Origin of the sequence: Kangiella koreensis DSM 16069, from assembly GCF_000024085.1 — a bacterium.
Lineage (GTDB): Bacteria > Pseudomonadota > Gammaproteobacteria > Enterobacterales > Kangiellaceae > Kangiella > Kangiella koreensis.
The window spans coordinates 1,018,792-1,035,812 of sequence record NC_013166.1; the positions used below are offsets into that span (position 1 = coordinate 1,018,792).

Below are 17,021 nucleotides of genomic sequence, written 5' to 3' on the forward strand. Positions count from 1 at the left end.
CAAACTACTATAAGCTGGCCACAGCTAGAAAGAATGACCTAAGTATTTATACACTCCAAATCGCAGTTTTATTCGTAGTACTCCGTTCTGTAGTTTCAAAATTCTCAGCCAGTATTTCACGCTATTCATGCCTCATGAAGGCACAACTATATTTAAATTACAGGATATTTATTATGTCTAAAACAGTTAAAGGAACCGTTAAATGGTTCAACGAAGCTAAAGGTTTTGGTTTTATCGAGCAAGAAAACGGTCCAGACGTTTTTGCTCATTTCAGCGCTATCGCTAGCTCTGGATTCAAAACATTAGCAGAAGGCCAACAAGTTGAGTTTACCTTGACTGACGGTCAAAAAGGCCCACAAGCCGAGAATATTACTGCTCTTTAATACTTCCAAAAGTATTAAATCGTAATACAAAAAAGCAAGCACCTAGTGCTTGCTTTTTTTGTTTCTGGATTTAATCTTTAAATTACTGCTTTTTCTTCATTGGCGAATCGCCAGAGTCAACCATGGTAGCACCAAACTTTTTCTTGGGCTTTTGCTTTTGTGATGAAGAAGTTGAGGAGCCAGAAGACGTCCCCGATTTTTTACTGTGTTTCTTCTCAAAACGTTTCTTCTCGCGAGCTGTTAATTTCTTCGCGCCGTCTTTTTTCTTTTTATGCCCCGCAGCTTTGCCACTGGCTTTCAGTTTTTTCGGACCTTTATAGTTTGCCGGAAGTTCTTTAATGCTTGTTAATTGGAAGCTGCCACTGATGGCTTTTTCAATCGTGACCATCAGATTCCATTCGCGATGACTGATCAGTGATACCGCCTTGCCTGTTTCACCAGCGCGTGCTGTTCGTCCAATTCGGTGGATATAGTCTTCGGCGTTATGCGCCATGTCAAAGTTGATCACCAGGTCAATGTCTTTGACATCAATACCGCGCGCTGCCACATCGGAGGCAATCAACACTTTTATTTTGCTATCGCGAAATTGAGTCATAACGTGGTTACGGACACTTTGTGATATATCACCATGCAAGGTACCGGCAGCAATTTTGTGGTAACGAATCAGGCCACCTAAACGATCAACCTGTTCTTTGGTGTTACAAAACACAATGGCTTTACGATACTCTTCATTAGTTAATAACCACTGAGTCAGCTTTTCTTTATGCACTAGATCATCAGCAGTGATAATAAATTGCTCAATGGAATCATTCTTGGCTTCGAAAGAGTTCAGAACGATGGCTTGCGGCTCATCCATTAGGTAGTCGGTTAAATGTTTGATGCCCTTGGTTTTCAAAGTGGCAGAAAATAAAAGCGTTTGGCGATCAGATTTACAGAAGCCAGCGATAGCTTGCACATCATCAGTAAAGCCCATTTCAAACATTTTGTCCGCTTCGTCAATCACCAAATACTCAAGATCATTCAGATCGGCGCCTTGTTTTTCGCAGTGTTCTAACATGCGACCAGGCGTTGCAATAATGATTTCAGGGTTGTCGCGGAAAATGGCCTGTTGGTATTTGTAATCTGCGCCGCCAATGATCAGGCCAGTTTTAATCTGTGTAAACTGAGTCAAATCCCTGGCGTGCTTATCAATTTGACGAGCAAGCTCACGAGTCGGTGCAAGGATCAAAACGCGAGTACTGGTGTGACGAGATGGGTTTTCCAATAAATTATGGATAATAGGCAACAAAAAGGCAGCGGTCTTGCCCGAACCTGTTTCAGCACTGACCATCACATCATGGCCATCGAGAATTGGCTCTATGGCCTTTTCCTGAACTTCAGAGGGAACCTCAAACTTTAATTTCTGAAACGCTTTTTGTAGTCCAGAATGAAGTTCCTGGAAAATAGAAGTATCTGACACGTGTATAACCTATTGAAAATAACTGCCGCCATTTTAGCACTAAATGTCAGGATTAGGGGTAACTATTTAGGGGCTTTTCTTTTAAGTAATGGCTTGAGCATGCCCTCAAGGCCATTGAGTTTCACCTCATAAATCAGCGCTAACTGGCGGCCAAGTTTATTGTTAGGAAATCCTTCCTTATGAAACCAGACCAGATAAGGTTCCGGTAGTTCTAATAGGCGTCGTCCCTGATATTTGCCAAAGGGCATGATCTGGTTAATAGCGTCGATAAGCTCTTGCTGTGGACTGGTTTGTTTGTCGGCAGTGTTGGGCATTTACAGGTTTGTCGATTGCAATCTGAATACGAGTGTTTATGATGCTATAGAGTTTTAAAGTCAAGCGAATAATCGAGAGAATCGTTATGAAGAACAAATTTATTAATACATTAGTGGTAGCGCTTTCATTCACAGCATTGGCTGCCTGCCAGCAGGAAGAGTCGGTTCCAGAGCCAGCTAAGACAGAGGTTGTGGCTGAAGTTGAAGTTTCAGATAAACCGGTAGATTTCAGTGCTAAAGCCGAAGAAATCAGTAAGAAATATATTATTGCCGATACCCACATTGATGTGCCGCATCGATTGTTAGAAAAGTATGATGATGTCAGCGAAGTAACAGAATCAGGTGACTTTGATTATCCGCGTGCGGTTAAGGGTGGTTTAGATGCACCATTCATGTCGATTTACACACCTGCTGATTTAGAAGAGAAGGGCGGCAGTAAAGAGCAGGCTGAGAAGTTAATAGATATGGTTGAAAAGATGGCCCAAGATGCGCCCGATAAATTTGCGCTAGCCATGTCGCCAGGCGATTTGTTGCGTAACTTCAGACAAGGACTTATTTCACTGCCAATGGGCATGGAAAATGGTTCGCCTTTAGAGGGTGAACTGAGCAATGTGGAATACTTTTTCGAACGTGGCATTCGTTACATTACTTTAGCTCACTCGCTGAGCAATCACTTATCAGACTCCTCTTATGACGAAGCGCGTCCTAATGATGGTCTAAGCGACTTTGGCCGTGAAGTGGTCAAGGAAATGAACCGTTTGGGTATGATGGTGGATGTATCACACCTGTCCGATAAAGCGTTTTATGATGTGCTTGAAGTATCTGAAGTGCCAGTCATCGCCAGTCATTCATCAGCCCGTCATTTCACGCCCGGTTTTGAGCGTAATATGAGTGATGAAATGATCAAAGCTTTGGCAGATAAAGGTGGCGTCATATTCATTAACTTTGGCTCCACTTTTGTTTCGCAAGCATCCCGTGATAACTATGATGCTTTTAAAGAAGCACGTCAGACATTTATGGATGAAAATGGCGTTTCTGTTGAGCATGAAAGTGTTATGAACTTTACCAAACAGTACCGTGAAGAGAAGCCGTTTGAGTTTGCCGATCTTAATATCGTTCTCGATCACTTTGATCATGTTATCAAGTTGGTTGGTGTAGAATATGTTGGAATTGGTTCGGACTACGATGGCGTTGGTGACAGCCTTCCAACAGGCCTTAAAGATGTTGCGACTTATCCTAATCTAATTGAAGGGTTGTTGGTTCGTGGCTACAGCGAAGAAGATATTGCCAAGATTCTATCGGGTAATTTACTGCGCGTATGGACTCAAGTTGAGAACCATGCCCAACAACAATAATTGCTAGAGCCCTTATATTCAGTATGATAGATACAGAATACATCAATATTCATCAATAAAGGGGAAAATAATGCAAAAGAAAATTATAGCGTTAGTTTTACTAGCTGTCGGTATTGCTCTATTTATCTGGGGCTACAATATGACTCAATCGATTGGAGAAGAAGTTAGAGAAACCCTTACCGGTACATTTTCTGATAAAGCCACCTGGTTAATGATTGGCGGTGGTGCTTTAGGATTAATTGGTATTTTGCAGTTAGCTTTTGGTAAGAAGTAAGTTTTGCAATTCGAAAAGGCCCGCATATTGCGGGCTTTTTTTATTCTGCCTGAAGTTTAGATTTTAAATTTTCGAGTTGCTGTTGCAAAACCCCATTGACTGCTTTTGCCCAGTCTTCTGTTTTCTGATTAACAAATCCTGTGACTCGATAGTTGAGTTTTAGGTTTGTAGTTTTATTGTCTGTTTCTTCGAAACTCCAGGTCATGTAACCATTTACCGCTAGTGAGCTTAGCGGGCCCAAGCCGCCGGTCATATGGAGGCTTTTACCGAGGTTGATCTGTGAGATGGTCATGTGCAGAGCCTGTTGCTCGTTATTTCGTTCACAGAAACAACCACCAGCTTCGGGTTCGATAGACATTTTTGAGGCGTCGCCGAACCAGGTGTGGCTGTCCTGCCACCAATCGCCGATCTGTATAAACTGGTCATAGACTTCGCCAATGGGTGCTTCAATGGCGGTGTTTATGTTGATGGTAAAGTGTTGCTCCGAAACTTCGCTAACTTCAGCTTTTGCAATGACTGTTGTAAAGATCAATAAGAACAAGCTTGTTATTTTCATTGTGACTCTCAAAGTTGAATTTTGATTAGATTACTGCGGTTGATGCAATAAATCTACTAGCGCCTGTGCGGCATTAGAAAGTGTTTTGTTGGTGCGGTAGATGATGCCCATGCTGCGAACTGAAAGTTGTCTGGAGTCACCAATCAAGGTTAAGGGTTCGCTGACCAGTCGCTCGGGTAACAAGGTCCAACCCATTTTACAGGCGACTAATTTGGCGATGACTTCGAGATAGTTGGCAGTTTTAACTTTACCCAGATGTACGCCCAGCGTTTCGAGTTGATGTTCAAACAACTCACGGGGAAAGGTGTGTGCAGGCGGTAAAATACAGGGATAGTTGCTGAGCTGATTCATTGGGTTGTCATGCGCCAGTAGCTCATAATCCTGGTGACACACCATTTGCAAAGCTTCCTGCCAAATCAGTTGGTGCTCTAATCGTGGATTAGCCTGGCTGGGGAAGGTCAGTAGCGCCAGTTCCAGGTCACCGCTTAGCACTCGGTCATAAGCGAGCTCAGAATCAATAAAGTCGATGTTAAGATCGACCTCAGGGTAGGTATCGATATATTGCTCAAGATAATCGGGCAGCAGGTGCAAGCCAATATAGTGACTGGTGCCGATATGCAGCTGACCGCTCACTCTTCCAGTGAGGTCCCTGATGTCCTGGAAAGTGTTATCAATGCTACCAAGTATGGCAGGGGCCTGTTCTCGTAATAGTCTGCCAGCTTCGGTTTCAATGACATGATTGCCCACGCGATCAAACAAATTGGTACCAACAATGGTTTCCAGTCTTTTAATGCGTTTGCTTAAAGCCGGCTGAGTCAACTGCAGTTTTTTGGCGGCCAGGGTAAAAGAACCAATGCTGGCAACGCTTAGAAAGGTTCTCAGTAAATCTGTATCCATGCCATTCCTTCTGGTTATCGATTTAATGAAAATAATGAATTTGAGTTATTATAAGCGAAGTTCTATCATGCTCAAGTGATAGTTGTTCTGTCAGGACACTCTCATGCCGGTGTTTGCGCAATAACAGCATTCAGTAGGCAAACCTGACAGCCGACATTAATCTTTTATACACACTAGAGGTGCCAAATGGCAGGAAAAACCCTTTTTGACAAGTTATGGGATGACCATCTTGTTGCCCAGAATGACGACGGTTCTGCGTTAATTTATATCGACCGTCAATTATTACACGAAGTAACTTCGCCACAGGCTTTTGAAGGCTTGAAACTGGCGGGGCGTAAACCGCGTCGCATCGAAGCCAATTTAGCGACCCCTGACCACAATGTACCGACCACTGACCGTACTAAAGGGATTGAAGACCCAATTTCACGCATTCAGGTGCAAACGCTGGATGATAACTGCGATGAGTATGGCGTGACTGAATTTAAGATGGATGATATCCGTCAGGGTATCGTTCATGTAATTGGCCCAGAGCAGGGCTATACGCTTCCGGGTTTAACCATGGTTTGTGGTGATTCGCACACTGCTACCCACGGTGCATTTGCAGCGATGGCGTTTGGTGTCGGTACTTCCGAAGTTGAGCATGTGTTGGCGACTCAATGTTTACGCCAGAAGAAAATGAAGAACATGCTGGTTAAGGTTGATGGCAAATTAGGTCACGGTGTTACCGCTAAGGATATCGTTTTGGCTGTCATTGGTGAAATCGGTACGGCGGGCGGTAATGGCCATGCCATCGAGTTCGCTGGTTCAGCTATTGAAGATTTATCGATGGAAGGTCGTATGACCATTTGTAATATGGCTATCGAAGCCGGTGCACGTATTGGCTTAGTCGCAGTGGATGATAAGACCATTGAGTATGTGAAAGGTCGTCCGTTTACACCAAAAGGCGAGCACTGGGATATGGCGGTTAAAGCCTGGAGAGATCTGAAAAGTGATGCTGATGCGCAGTTCGATAAAGTGGTTGAACTGAAAGCAGAAGATATTATTCCACAAGTAACCTGGGGTACTTCGCCAGAAATGGTTAAGCCCGTTACCGGCATGATTCCAAACCCAGCCAACGAAGCAAGCCCGGTTAAGAAAGAAGGTATTGAGCGCGCCTTGAAATATATGGATCTGAAAGCGGATACGCCGATAACCCAGATTCCAGTGGATAAAGTCTTTATCGGTTCTTGCACCAACTCGCGTATTGAAGATTTGCGCGAAGCAGCAGCGGTAGCTAAAGGTCGTAAAGTTGCAGCCAGCGTTAAGTTAGCGATGGTGGTTCCAGGCTCAGGTCTGGTTAAAGAGCAAGCCGAAGCAGAAGGCTTGGACAAAATTTTTGTCGAGGCAGGGTTTCAATGGCGTGAGCCGGGCTGCTCCATGTGTTTGGCGATGAACGCAGACCGTTTAGAGCCAGGTGAGCATTGTGCTTCAACTTCAAACCGTAACTTCGAAGGTCGTCAGGGGCAGGGTGGACGTACCCATTTGGTAAGCCCTGGAATGGCAGCGGCAGCTGCTGTTTATGGCCACTTCACCGACGTTCGTGAATTAGAACTGCAACCGATTTCTGGAGGTGCTCACTAATGGAAGCCTTTACTCAACACACGGGCTTAACGGTGCCTTTAGACCGTGCCAATGTCGATACAGATGCGATTATCCCAAAGCAGTTTTTGAAATCAATCAAGCGCAGTGGCTTTGGCCCGAACTTATTCGACGAATGGCGTTATCTGGATCATGGTGAGCCGGGTATGGACAATTCAAAGCGTCCGATTAACCCTGATTTTGTTTTGAACTTCCCGCGTTACAAAGGCGGTTCAATCCTGCTGGCGCGCGAAAACTTTGGTTGTGGCTCAAGTCGTGAGCATGCGCCATGGGCATTGGAAGATTACGGTTTCAAAGCGGTCATAGCACCAAGTTTTGCTGATATCTTCTTCAATAACTGCTTCAAAAACGGTATCTTACCGATAGTTTTAGATCACGATACGGTTGATTTGCTGTTTAAAGAATCCGAAGCCAACGAAGGCTATAAGCTGGATATTAATCTTGAACAACAGACTGTGACTCGTCCCAATGGCGAAGTGATTAAGTTTGAGGTTGAGCAAGATCGTAAGCACAGCCTGTTGAATGGTTTGGATGATATCGGTATTACCTTGCAGCAAGAAGCGGCGATAACCGAGTATGAAAATAAAAGACGCGAAAGAGCGCCTTGGCTTTTTCAATCGTAAAACGCGTTAAATTGAAAATGAATTGACAGTAGGGTGCGTCGTAACGCACCGAATTACAAAACTCAAAGAGTAGAGTAACAAGATGACTAAAAAAGTATTGGTATTACCGGGCGATGGTATTGGTCCGGAGATTGTGGGTCAGGCGACGCGTGTGTTGGATGCGTTGATTGCTGATCATGGTTTGGATATGGCTTATGAGTCTGCATTGGTGGGCGGTTCGTCTTTTGATGAACATGGTGTGCCTTTGACTGATGAGGTGCTTGAGAAGGCGCGTCAGGCGGATTCTGTGTTATTAGGCGCAGTTGGCGGTCCTAAGTGGGAACAGTTTGAAATTGCGGTTCGTCCTGAGAAGGCGTTATTAAAGCTGCGCTCTGAATTAGAGTTGTTCGGCAATTTGCGTCCGGCGATTTTGTATCCGCAACTGGCCAGTGCTTCGAGCTTGAAACCTGAATTGGTTTCTGGTCTGGATGTATTGATTGTTCGTGAATTAACAGGCGGCATTTATTTTGGTCAACCGCGTGGTATTCGCACTAAAGATAATGGCGAACGTGAAGGTTTCAATACTTACGTTTACAGCGAAAGCGAAATTGAACGCATTGCTCATGTCGCTTTCCGCGCGGCAATGCTACGCGACAAGCGTTTATGTTCAGTGGACAAAGCGAACGTACTTGAAGTAACTGAATTATGGCGTGAAGTCATGACTCGCATCGGTAAAGAATATCCTGAAGTTGAGTTGACACATATGTATGTGGATAACGCGGCCATGCAATTGGTACGCGCGCCTAAGCAGTTTGACGTGATGGTAACCGGCAATATGTTCGGTGATATTTTGTCAGATTGCGCAGCGATGCTGACTGGCTCAATTGGCATGTTGCCTTCAGCAAGCCTGGATGCTAATGGTAAAGGTATGTATGAGCCGATCCACGGTAGTGCGCCTGATATCGCTGGCCAGAATAAAGCGAATCCATTGGCCACTATTCTTTCGGTTTCAATGATGTTGCGTCATAGCTTTGGCGAAGAAGCCTTGGCCGATAAAATTGAAAATGCGGTTTCTACTGTCCTGGATCAAGGTTACCGCACTGGCGACATTTATACTGATGGCATGAAATTGGTATCGACCACAGAAATGGGCGATGCAGTATTAGCTGCTCTAAAATAAGGGTCACTAAAATAAGGGTTACCATGACAAACAAAGGCTTATTGGCCTCTGATTTGACCATATCGCGTGCTGAGCACGTTTTGTTGGAAGGCGCTGAACTTGAGTTGGCGCCTTCGACTATTACCTATCTTTATGGTGAAAATGGTGCTGGCAAAACCAGTTTGATGCGTTGCTTATCGGGTCTATTGCAGGCTGATAGCGGCAAAATCAACTGGAATGGCCAGTCTATCACCAGCCTGGACTCCGAATATTTTCAAGATCTGATCTTTCTCGCTCACGCCTTATCCATGAAGGCTGAGCTGACTATATTCGAAAACTTAAGCTTTTACGCGCGGCTGCGTGGCATCAAAGACCCCAAGTCACTCATTGATGACGCAACTTCGCAGCTGGGCATCGCTCAATTGCAAAAACGTCGTTTTGCAGAACTGTCTGCTGGCCAGCAACATAAGGTAGCTTTGTGCCGGTTGGTGATTGAGCCAGCGAAAATCTGGATTCTGGACGAGCCTTTCGTCAATCTGGACAAGGCGACGCGTCATTGGTTAGCTGCTTTGATTCAGGACTTTGCAAAACAGGGCGGGGTGGTGCTATTTACTTCGCATCACGAGATTGAAGAATTGGCGATTGATCAACGAATAGGGATTGAACACTGATGTTTGGCGCCTTGTTAAAAAAAGAACTAATGGTAGCCCGCCGTAACTGGATTGGCATTGTGATTCCGCTGTTTTTCTTTGTCATGGTAGTCAGCCTGTTTCCTTTTGGGGTGAGCCCTGAAGCGCCAACATTACAAAAGATTGCTCCGGGCATTATCTGGGTCGCTGCCTTGTTAGCAACCCTGTTATCGCTTGAGCAGTTTTATCGTAGCGATTATCAGGATGGCTCACTGGAGCAAACTCTGTTGATTGCTGGACCGACGCAGGTTGCCAGCGCCAAAATACTGGCCCATTGGTTGTTAACCGGTTTGCCTTTAGTGATTGTCTCGCCATTGCTTGGTATTTTGATGCAGATCAATCATGGCTTTGTCGATTCCAATCATACTTGGGTTCTGATGTTGAGCTTATTGCTGGGAACACCAACATTATGCTTGATCGGTGCGGTGGGCATGAGTTTAGCGCTAGCTGCTAATCGTAATGGCATGCTGGTTGCGGTTCTGGTGCTGCCTTTATACGTGCCGATTTTGATTTTTGGCACATCAACAGTTACAGCATCGCTGGAAAATTTCAGCTATAATGGCCAACTTGCGATTTTAGCTGCTTTATTATTGATTGCGCTGGTTATGAGTCCTTTTGCAGCAGGACGCGCATTGAAAATTTCGGTAAGTTAGCTTCACCATAAGCGACTGCTAATTCAATTAAAGACTGACTGACAATAGGTTTACAATTAATGGCTTCTCGTTGGCGTTGGTTTCATCAACTCGGCTCTCCTAAATGGTTCTTCGAAAAATCCGCTAAATGGCTTCCCTGGATTTGGGCTGGCACGCTGATTTTATTGGCAGTTGGTCTGTACTATTCGTTATGGGCTTCACCGATTGAGGCTCGCCAGGGGCAGGGCCATACTGTTCGTATTATGTATATTCATGTGCCAGCCGCAGCCTTGTCGATGATCGGTTATGTGGCTATGGCGATAGCATCCACTATAGGTTTAGTCTGGAAAATGAAGATGGCTTTTGCCGCCTCGCGCGCGATTGCGCCAATTGGTGCGGCCATGACCTTTATTGCACTATTCACTGGTGCGGTCTGGGGCAAGCCTACCTGGGGCACCTGGTGGGAATGGGATGCGCGTCTGACCTCTGAATTATTATTGCTCTTCTTATACTTAGGCTTTATTGCCTTACATTCGTCCTTTGCTGAGCGTGCTAAAGCGGATAAAGCGGCCGCGGTATTAGCGATTGTCGGCGTCATTAACGTGCCAATTATTTATTTCTCAGTAAAGTGGTGGAACACACTGCATCAGGGCTATTCGGTGACTCAAAAGGGTGCTCTGGCTCCTGAGTTTCAAGTACCACTGTTTACTATGATTGGCGCTTTCTATTTGTTATTTATTGGCCTGGTGATAATGCGTTTGCGAGTAGAAATTCTGATGCGTGAGCAAAAGTCGCGCTGGGTTGCCGATTGGACCGCTCAGAAAGAGCAGAAGTGAGGTTTATAAATGAATAGTTTTCATGAGTTTATCTTTATGGGCAAGCATGGTGCCTATGTCTGGTCCAGTTATCTAATGACCTTTATCGTGTTATTAGGCGTCTTCTATTGGTTCCGATATTTATTGAAATCTCTGCGTAGCCAAGTAAAATCTGAGCTCAATTCCAGTGATTCGAATGCTGCTCGGCCCAAAGCGCGCAAATTGAAAGTCGAAAAAAACGAATCGCGAGATTAAGAGATTTATGAAAGTACATCGTCGTAACAAACTCATCGCTATTATCTCTGGCCTGGTTTTATTGTCCGGTGCCGTTGCTCTGATCCTCTACGCCTTGACCGAAAATATTAATCATTTCTACGCTCCCACTGAAGTTAAAGAAGGTAATGCTCCTTTAAATAAAACCATTCGTGTTGGTGGTCTGGTGGTCCCGGGTTCCATTGAGCGCTCAGGTGAAAGACTCTATGTGGAGTTTAAAATCACCGACAATCAGAGCCAAATGGTGATTAGTTATGACAATATCTTGCCGGATATGTTTAAAGAAGGTCAGGGTGTAATTGCTGAAGGTCAATTGGTCGAAAAGAATAAACTGGTCGCAAGTAAAGTGTTGGCTAAACATGACGAGACTTATATGCCACCAGAAGTAGAAGCGTCGCTACAAAAATATGGCCATCCGATGCAACCAAGAGATGACACTGACTCAGGCAGCTCGTCAGACAAGCCCTCTGATAAATACTAGCAGGTTTAACCTTGATTCCAGAACTCGGTAACTTCTTTCTTATACTGGCGTTTATTAACGCCATTTTGTTAGGTACTTTGCCATTTTATGGTGCGCACACTAACCATAAGGGTTTGATTCAATTTGCGCATCGTGCATCGACCAGTATTTTCTTGCTAATACTGGTCAGTTTTGTCTGCCTGACTATTGCCTTTATTCAGAATGATTTTTCGGTAGCTTATGTCGCTAATCATTCCAATACCCAGCTCCCCATTTATTACCGAATTTCTGCGGTATGGGGGTCGCATGAAGGCTCCTTGTTACTGTGGGTGTTGATTTTAACAGGTTGGATATTTGCGGTTTCAAAGTTCAGTAAATCCTTGCCTGACGAGATGACGGCGCGGGTACTTGGAGTTATGGGACTGATTGCAGTTGGTTTTGTCTCCTTTACTTTATTCACTTCTAATCCTTTTGAGCGAGCTTTACCTTTCATTCCGATTGACGGTGCTGACCTCAATCCGCTATTGCAAGATTTTGGTCTGATAGTACACCCACCTATGCTGTATATGGGGTATGTGGGCTTTTCTGTCGTATTCGCTTTCGCTATCGCTGGATTGTTGCATGGTGAGCTTGATCATCATTGGGCCAAATGGTCACGCCCATGGACGGTGGTAGCCTGGATCTTTATGACGATAGGAATCGCGCTAGGCAGCTGGTGGGCTTATTATGAGCTTGGCTGGGGCGGCTGGTGGTTCTGGGATCCGGTTGAAAATGCTTCTTTCCTGCCTTGGTTAGCGGGTACTGCTTTGATCCATTCTTTGGCGGCTACTGAAAAACGTGGCGTATTCAAGTCCTGGACTGTGTTGCTGGCGATTTTAACTTTTTCCTTAAGTTTACTTGGAACCTTCCTGGTTCGTTCCGGTGTTTTAACGTCGGTTCATGCCTTTGCAAACGATCCAGTTCGCGGTAAATTTATTCTAGTATTCCTGGCGATTGTGGTTGGTGCTTCTTTACTGCTGTACGCCATTCAGTCGAGCAAAATTCGTTCGAAATCAAATTTCACCTTAGTGTCCAGAGAAGTTGCACTGTTGTTTAATAATGCACTGTTAGCAGTGTCAACTTTTGTCGTTTTATTAGGTACTTTGCATCCGCTGATGATTGAAGCTTTTACTGACGGCAAGTCGTCAGTTGGCCCTCCCTATTTTAATTTAATGTTTTCAGTCTTCTTTATCCCTATTTTGCTATTGATGCCATTTGGCCAGCAAATCAAATGGAAAAAAGATGATCTGCCTGCATTGTTGAAAAAATATATTTGGTGGTTCTCAAGCTGCATTATTCTGGCATTTATTTTAACCTTTGGTCTGAATGGATTCACTTTTGATGAACTAGAACCAATGGCTGTGATTGGAACTATTTTAGGACTGTGGGTGATTGCCGGTACGGTAAAGTATATTCAGCTGCAATCCGAAAAGGGGCAGACACGCTGGGCGGGCATGCGAAAAATTAGCCGTAGTTATTGGGGTATGATTTTCGCCCATATCGGTGTGGCAGTAACAACCTTGGGCGTGGTGCTAACGTCTTACTACAGTATTGAGAAAGATATCCGTATCGAGATTACTGAGACTGTCGAAGTGGAAGGTTTATCGGTTCAATTTAAAGACTTTAAGAATATCCAAGGACCCAATTACATTTCATCAAAAGCTATTTTTGAAGTGTCGAAATCAGGTGATTTTATCGCTGAGTTGAAGCCAGAGAAACGTCGTTATAATGCATCACAAATGGTTATGACTGAAGCAGCGATTGATCCAGGCTTGTTTAGAGACGTTTATATTGCCATGGGTGAACCGTTGGATAATGGTGCCTGGGCGATTCGAGTGTATTACAAACCATTTGTGCGTTGGATTTGGCTGGGTGCTATCTTTATGGCCTTGGGTGGTATTTTAGCGATGACCGATAAGCGCTATCGGGAAAAGAAATTTAGGAAAAAGGTTTCTAAAGAGGCTGTTTCCAATGGGCAATAAGAAAATCCTTATTACATCAATACCAATTATTATTTTCACAGCATTGGTTATTGTCTTCTGGTTTTCTTTGGGTTCCGACCCTACTGAATTACCATCGCAACGTATCGGTAAACAGGTTCCAGAGTTTCGCTTGAGTAATCTGCATAACCCTGAGGAAGCTTTTACCAATAAAGATTTGCCTAATAAGCCGTTTCTACTGAATGTCTGGGCAACCTGGTGTGTCTCATGCCATGTTGAACATCCATATTTAGTTAAGTTCGCAAATCAGTATCCGATTCCCATCATCGGCTTAAACTATAAAGATGTGCGGGTTGATGCATTGCAGTACTTGCAAAAAGGCGGTGATCCGTACCTGTTTTCGATTGCCGATGAAGACGGCACTATGGGTATAGACCTGGGGGTCTATGGTGCTCCGGAAACCTTTATTGTGGATGGTGATGGTGTCATTCATCATCGTTATGTGGGTGTGATAGACGAGCGCGTGTGGAACACAGTTATTTTGCCAAAAATGAAAGAGCTTGATCCATCATTAGCCAAGGTGGAGGTAACTCAATGAAGAAAATTGCATTACTCATTAGTATTTTGTTGTTTGCCCAGCTGGCTGAGGCGGTTATTGAAACTTATGATTTCGAAAATGAAGAACAAGAGCAGATGTATTATGACATTATTAATGAGCTTCGCTGCCCTAAATGTCAGAACCAGACCATTGCCGACTCTGATGCTCCTTTATCTCGAGATTTGCGCTTCATCGTTCAGCAAAAAATTAAAGCGGGTGAGACTAAGCCTCAAATATTAACCTACATGCAAGAGCGTTACGGTGATTTTGTTTTATATGACCCACCTGTTCAGCCTGCTAACTACATTCTCTGGTTTGCGCCGCTGGCGATATTCCTGATAATTCTGGTCGTTGTCATCAGCAGAGTAGGTCGTCGCAAAGTAAATCCCACAACAGGTAATGTTCAATCAAACGACACTCACTCAAACGAGAAGGGCGAATAATTCATGGTGGCTTGGATCACATTAACACTGATTGTTCTAGTTTGGGCTGCCTGGCTATTCGGTGGTGTCTTTAAAGGCTCAAACAGAAAGCTACTTTATGTCAGCATGTTATTAGTAAGCGGTGTACTGAGCTTGTTTATCTATTTCAAGATGGGTGCTCATGCTGAGCTAGAAGAGCTTTCAGAGAAGCACCAGTCATTCGCTGAACTTAACCTTGTACAGTTGGCGAATAAGGCACAAGAGAAAGAGATTACGGCTCTAGAATTTTTAACTGAACTACGTTTGCGTAGTGAGCTTGAACCTGACAATAAAGAAAAGTGGCTGCAACTTGGGCAGATTTTCTTACGGTTTGGGGAATATGATGAAGCCGATCAGGCATTTGTACGGGCTATTGATCTCGAGCCTACGGATGCCAGCCGTTTGCAGGTTGCGCAGTATTTTCTTGAGTCAAGTGATCAGGCATCCTACCAAAGAGCAGATCGCCATATTGGCTTGGTATTAATGGAGCAGCCCAACCATGAGGGCGCTTTACTGATGCAAGGGGTTAATCAGTTTAAACAGCAGAATTACCAAGCCGCTATCGATTATTGGCAGCGTCTTTTGGAGATGCGCGAGACAGGTAGTCAGTCTGCTCAGTTGATGGAGCAACAGATCGCTCGCGCTGAGCATCAGCTTAAACTACAACAAACTAATAACATTCGTGTATTTGTCGACAACTTATCAGACTTACCTTTAGAACAGTTTAGTAAAGCCTTTGTTATTGTTCGTTCCTATACAGGCGGTCCACCGGTTGCAGTGCGCTCAGTAGCGTTGGCACAACTTGAAGAGGGTGTATTACTTACGCCAAGTGATGTGATGCTACCGGACGTTGATTTATGGCAGGCTCAGGACGTGTTAATTGAAATCCGTTTATCTGTTGAAGGCATAGCACAACCTGGTTCCGGTGATGTTTATGGTAGGACAGAGGTTCTGGCTAATCTTACTCCTGGTGACCAATTTCACATTGAGCTCAATCAAACTGTGAATTAAGTTCGATCCTTTCTCGTTTTGACGTGACTTTCACAGGGAATAGTGGAAATTTGTTGTTAAGCTATGTAACAAATAGCGAATAGGTTACTCTAATGACCGAATGTTCGATATTAAGAACAATTTTTTAAACAACAAGTTAGGAGTTATGTCATATGTTAAACAAAGATAAAACCAAGTTAGCCCTAGTCGTTTCTGCTTCTTTAGCCGCTTCTGCAGCTGTAGGTACAGCCAGCGCTGGCGAAAACCCTTTCACTCTAAATGACCTACAATCAGGTTATAACCTTTCAATGTTTGATAACCATGGTAAAGATGGTGAAGGCAAATGTGGCGAAGGCAAGTGTGGAGAAGAAAAAGCCGAAAAAGCCGAAGAAGGCAAATGCGGTGAAGGCAAGTGCGGCGAAGGCAAATGTGGTGAAGATAAAGCCGAAAAAGCCGAAGAAGGTAAATGTGGTGAAGGTAAGTGCGGCGAAGGTAAGTGCGGTGAAGAAAAAGCCGAGAAAACCGAAGAAGGCAAATGTGGTGGCGCTAGCTAATTCCTTGTGCCAACCCAATGAAAGTGGCGCTTAGTCGCCACTTTCTATTTCTATTCATTATTTTCTTTGGGAGCGAATGTGAAACAGCAAAAGGTCATTACAGGAGCAGGCTTAGGACTTCGTCGAGATTTTCTCGATGAATATGAGGCCCTCGATCAATCTGATGTTGATTTTATGGAAGTTGCTCCTGAAAACTGGATTCCTTACGGTGGTCACTTAAAGGAACAGTTTAAGCGCTATGCTGATAGGTTCCCTTTTGTAATCCATGGATTATCGCTGTCGATAGGTGGTCCAACGCCATTGGATACTGATTTCGTCAAACAGGTTGCCGAGTTTATCAAAACCTATGATATTCAGTGTTACAGTGAACACTTAAGTTACTGTAGCGATGATGGTCATATGTATGACTTGATGCCAATTCCCTTTACTGAAGAAGCGGTTCATTACGTCGTAAACCGAATTAAACAGGTACAGGATATTATCGGGCAGCAAATTGCCATGGAGAACGTATCCTATTATGCAGCTCCAGGGCAGGAAATGTCTGAACTGGAATTTTTGTTAGCCGTTTTAGAAGAGGCTGACTGTAAGTTATTGTTAGACGTTAATAACATCTATGTGAACAGTATTAACCATCAATACGATCCTGAACAATTTTTGCAAGCTCTGCCAAAACATCGCATCGCTTATGGCCACATTGCAGGGCATTATGATGAAGCTGATGATCTCAAAGTGGATACCCATGGTTCAGATGTGAAGCCTGAGGTCTGGGACTTGCTGGATATGGCTTATGAGCAGTTTGGAGTGTTCCCGACTTTACTTGAGCGGGATTTTAATATCCCCAAAATGAGCCAGCTATTAAAAGAAGTTGAGCAGATCAAAGCTTTACAAAACAAGTATCAGCAAGTTCCGGCAGCCATAGCTTAGAGGTTTATG

The 17,021-nt window shown here is 44.2% G+C and carries 21 protein-coding genes; 17 read left to right on the top strand and 4 right to left on the bottom strand.

Annotation, left to right across the window (positions count from 1 at the left end):
* Positions 1–173 precede the first annotated feature (173 nt).
* The gene (locus KKOR_RS04870) at positions 174–383 is read left to right on the top strand and encodes a cold-shock protein (protein ID WP_012800902.1); all 210 of its coding nucleotides are present in this window, start codon (positions 174–176) and stop codon (positions 381–383) included.
* 82 nt (positions 384–465) lie between these two features.
* Here the strand turns inward: KKOR_RS04870 and KKOR_RS04875 are convergent, their stop codons facing one another.
* Positions 466–1,842, bottom strand: a complete 1,377-nt coding sequence (locus tag KKOR_RS04875) for a DEAD/DEAH box helicase (protein ID WP_012800903.1) — start codon at positions 1,840–1,842, stop codon at positions 466–468.
* A gap of 62 nt (positions 1,843–1,904) precedes the next feature.
* Positions 1,905–2,156 (bottom strand): DUF3820 family protein, encoded by a 252-nt coding sequence (locus tag KKOR_RS04880; RefSeq protein WP_012800904.1) that lies wholly within the window; start codon positions 2,154–2,156, stop codon positions 1,905–1,907.
* A gap of 86 nt (positions 2,157–2,242) precedes the next feature.
* On the opposite strand from KKOR_RS04880, the gene KKOR_RS04885 reads away from it, so the two are divergent.
* Positions 2,243–3,511, top strand: a complete 1,269-nt coding sequence (locus KKOR_RS04885) for a dipeptidase (protein WP_012800905.1) — start codon at positions 2,243–2,245, stop codon at positions 3,509–3,511.
* A gap of 70 nt (positions 3,512–3,581) precedes the next feature.
* Positions 3,582–3,785, top strand: a complete 204-nt coding sequence (locus KKOR_RS04890) for a DUF3185 family protein (protein ID WP_012800906.1) — start codon at positions 3,582–3,584, stop codon at positions 3,783–3,785.
* A gap of 40 nt (positions 3,786–3,825) precedes the next feature.
* Here the strand turns inward: KKOR_RS04890 and KKOR_RS04895 are convergent, their stop codons facing one another.
* Positions 3,826–4,341, bottom strand: a complete 516-nt coding sequence (locus tag KKOR_RS04895; RefSeq protein ID WP_012800907.1) for an SRPBCC family protein — start codon at positions 4,339–4,341, stop codon at positions 3,826–3,828.
* A 30-nt stretch (positions 4,342–4,371) separates the two neighbouring features.
* Positions 4,372–5,238, bottom strand: coding sequence for a LysR family transcriptional regulator (locus tag KKOR_RS04900; protein ID WP_012800908.1), 867 nt, complete (start codon positions 5,236–5,238; stop codon positions 4,372–4,374).
* 186 nt (positions 5,239–5,424) lie between these two features.
* Between KKOR_RS04900 and leuC the strand changes: the two genes are divergently transcribed.
* The 14 genes from leuC to KKOR_RS04970 all read left to right on the top strand — a co-directional run bounded on the left by leuC (position 5,425) and on the right by KKOR_RS04970 (position 17,012).
* Complete coding sequence (gene leuC / locus KKOR_RS04905) at positions 5,425–6,858, top strand: 3-isopropylmalate dehydratase large subunit (RefSeq protein WP_012800909.1); 1,434 nt, start codon at positions 5,425–5,427, stop codon at positions 6,856–6,858.
* A complete protein-coding gene (gene leuD, locus KKOR_RS04910; protein WP_012800910.1) occupies positions 6,858–7,499 on the top strand; it encodes a 3-isopropylmalate dehydratase small subunit in 642 nt (213 codons plus the stop codon). The genes leuC and leuD overlap by 1 nt, the downstream gene beginning before the upstream one ends.
* Positions 7,500–7,581: 82 nt before the next feature.
* Positions 7,582–8,658 (top strand): 3-isopropylmalate dehydrogenase, encoded by a 1,077-nt coding sequence (gene leuB, locus KKOR_RS04915; protein ID WP_012800911.1) that lies wholly within the window; start codon positions 7,582–7,584, stop codon positions 8,656–8,658.
* Between the two features lie 23 nt (positions 8,659–8,681).
* The gene (gene ccmA, locus KKOR_RS04920; protein ID WP_012800912.1) at positions 8,682–9,308 is read left to right on the top strand and encodes a heme ABC exporter ATP-binding protein CcmA; all 627 of its coding nucleotides are present in this window, start codon (positions 8,682–8,684) and stop codon (positions 9,306–9,308) included.
* Positions 9,308–9,979 carry a heme exporter protein CcmB gene (gene ccmB, locus KKOR_RS04925; RefSeq protein ID WP_012800913.1) on the top strand — a complete coding sequence of 224 codons (672 nt, stop codon included), beginning with the start codon at positions 9,308–9,310 and terminating at the stop codon, positions 9,977–9,979. Before ccmA ends, ccmB begins: the two co-directional genes overlap by 1 nt.
* A gap of 59 nt (positions 9,980–10,038) precedes the next feature.
* A complete protein-coding gene (gene ccmC / locus KKOR_RS04930; RefSeq protein ID WP_012800914.1) occupies positions 10,039–10,794 on the top strand; it encodes a heme ABC transporter permease CcmC in 756 nt (251 codons plus the stop codon).
* A 9-nt stretch (positions 10,795–10,803) separates the two neighbouring features.
* Positions 10,804–11,028, top strand: coding sequence for a heme exporter protein CcmD (gene ccmD, locus KKOR_RS04935; protein WP_012800915.1), 225 nt, complete (start codon positions 10,804–10,806; stop codon positions 11,026–11,028).
* 7 nt (positions 11,029–11,035) lie between these two features.
* Positions 11,036–11,527, top strand: coding sequence for a cytochrome c maturation protein CcmE (gene ccmE, locus KKOR_RS04940; RefSeq protein WP_012800916.1), 492 nt, complete (start codon positions 11,036–11,038; stop codon positions 11,525–11,527).
* Positions 11,528–11,538: 11 nt separating this feature from the next.
* Positions 11,539–13,527 carry a heme lyase CcmF/NrfE family subunit gene (locus KKOR_RS04945; RefSeq protein WP_012800917.1) on the top strand — a complete coding sequence of 663 codons (1,989 nt, stop codon included), beginning with the start codon at positions 11,539–11,541 and terminating at the stop codon, positions 13,525–13,527.
* Positions 13,517–14,083 carry a DsbE family thiol:disulfide interchange protein gene (locus KKOR_RS04950; protein WP_012800918.1) on the top strand — a complete coding sequence of 189 codons (567 nt, stop codon included), beginning with the start codon at positions 13,517–13,519 and terminating at the stop codon, positions 14,081–14,083. The genes KKOR_RS04945 and KKOR_RS04950 overlap by 11 nt, the downstream gene beginning before the upstream one ends.
* Complete coding sequence (locus tag KKOR_RS04955; protein WP_012800919.1) at positions 14,080–14,526, top strand: cytochrome c-type biogenesis protein; 447 nt, start codon at positions 14,080–14,082, stop codon at positions 14,524–14,526. Before KKOR_RS04950 ends, KKOR_RS04955 begins: the two co-directional genes overlap by 4 nt.
* Before the next feature lie 3 nt (positions 14,527–14,529).
* Positions 14,530–15,555: a tetratricopeptide repeat protein gene (locus tag KKOR_RS04960; RefSeq protein ID WP_012800920.1), complete on the top strand. Its 1,026-nt coding sequence runs from the start codon at positions 14,530–14,532 to the stop codon at positions 15,553–15,555.
* A 152-nt stretch (positions 15,556–15,707) separates the two neighbouring features.
* Complete coding sequence (locus KKOR_RS04965; RefSeq protein ID WP_012800921.1) at positions 15,708–16,088, top strand: HvfA family oxazolone/thioamide-modified RiPP metallophore; 381 nt, start codon at positions 15,708–15,710, stop codon at positions 16,086–16,088.
* A 78-nt stretch (positions 16,089–16,166) separates the two neighbouring features.
* Positions 16,167–17,012, top strand: a complete 846-nt coding sequence (locus KKOR_RS04970; RefSeq protein ID WP_012800922.1) for an HvfB family MNIO-type RiPP peptide maturase — start codon at positions 16,167–16,169, stop codon at positions 17,010–17,012.
* The last annotated feature ends 9 nt before the right edge of the window (positions 17,013–17,021 follow it).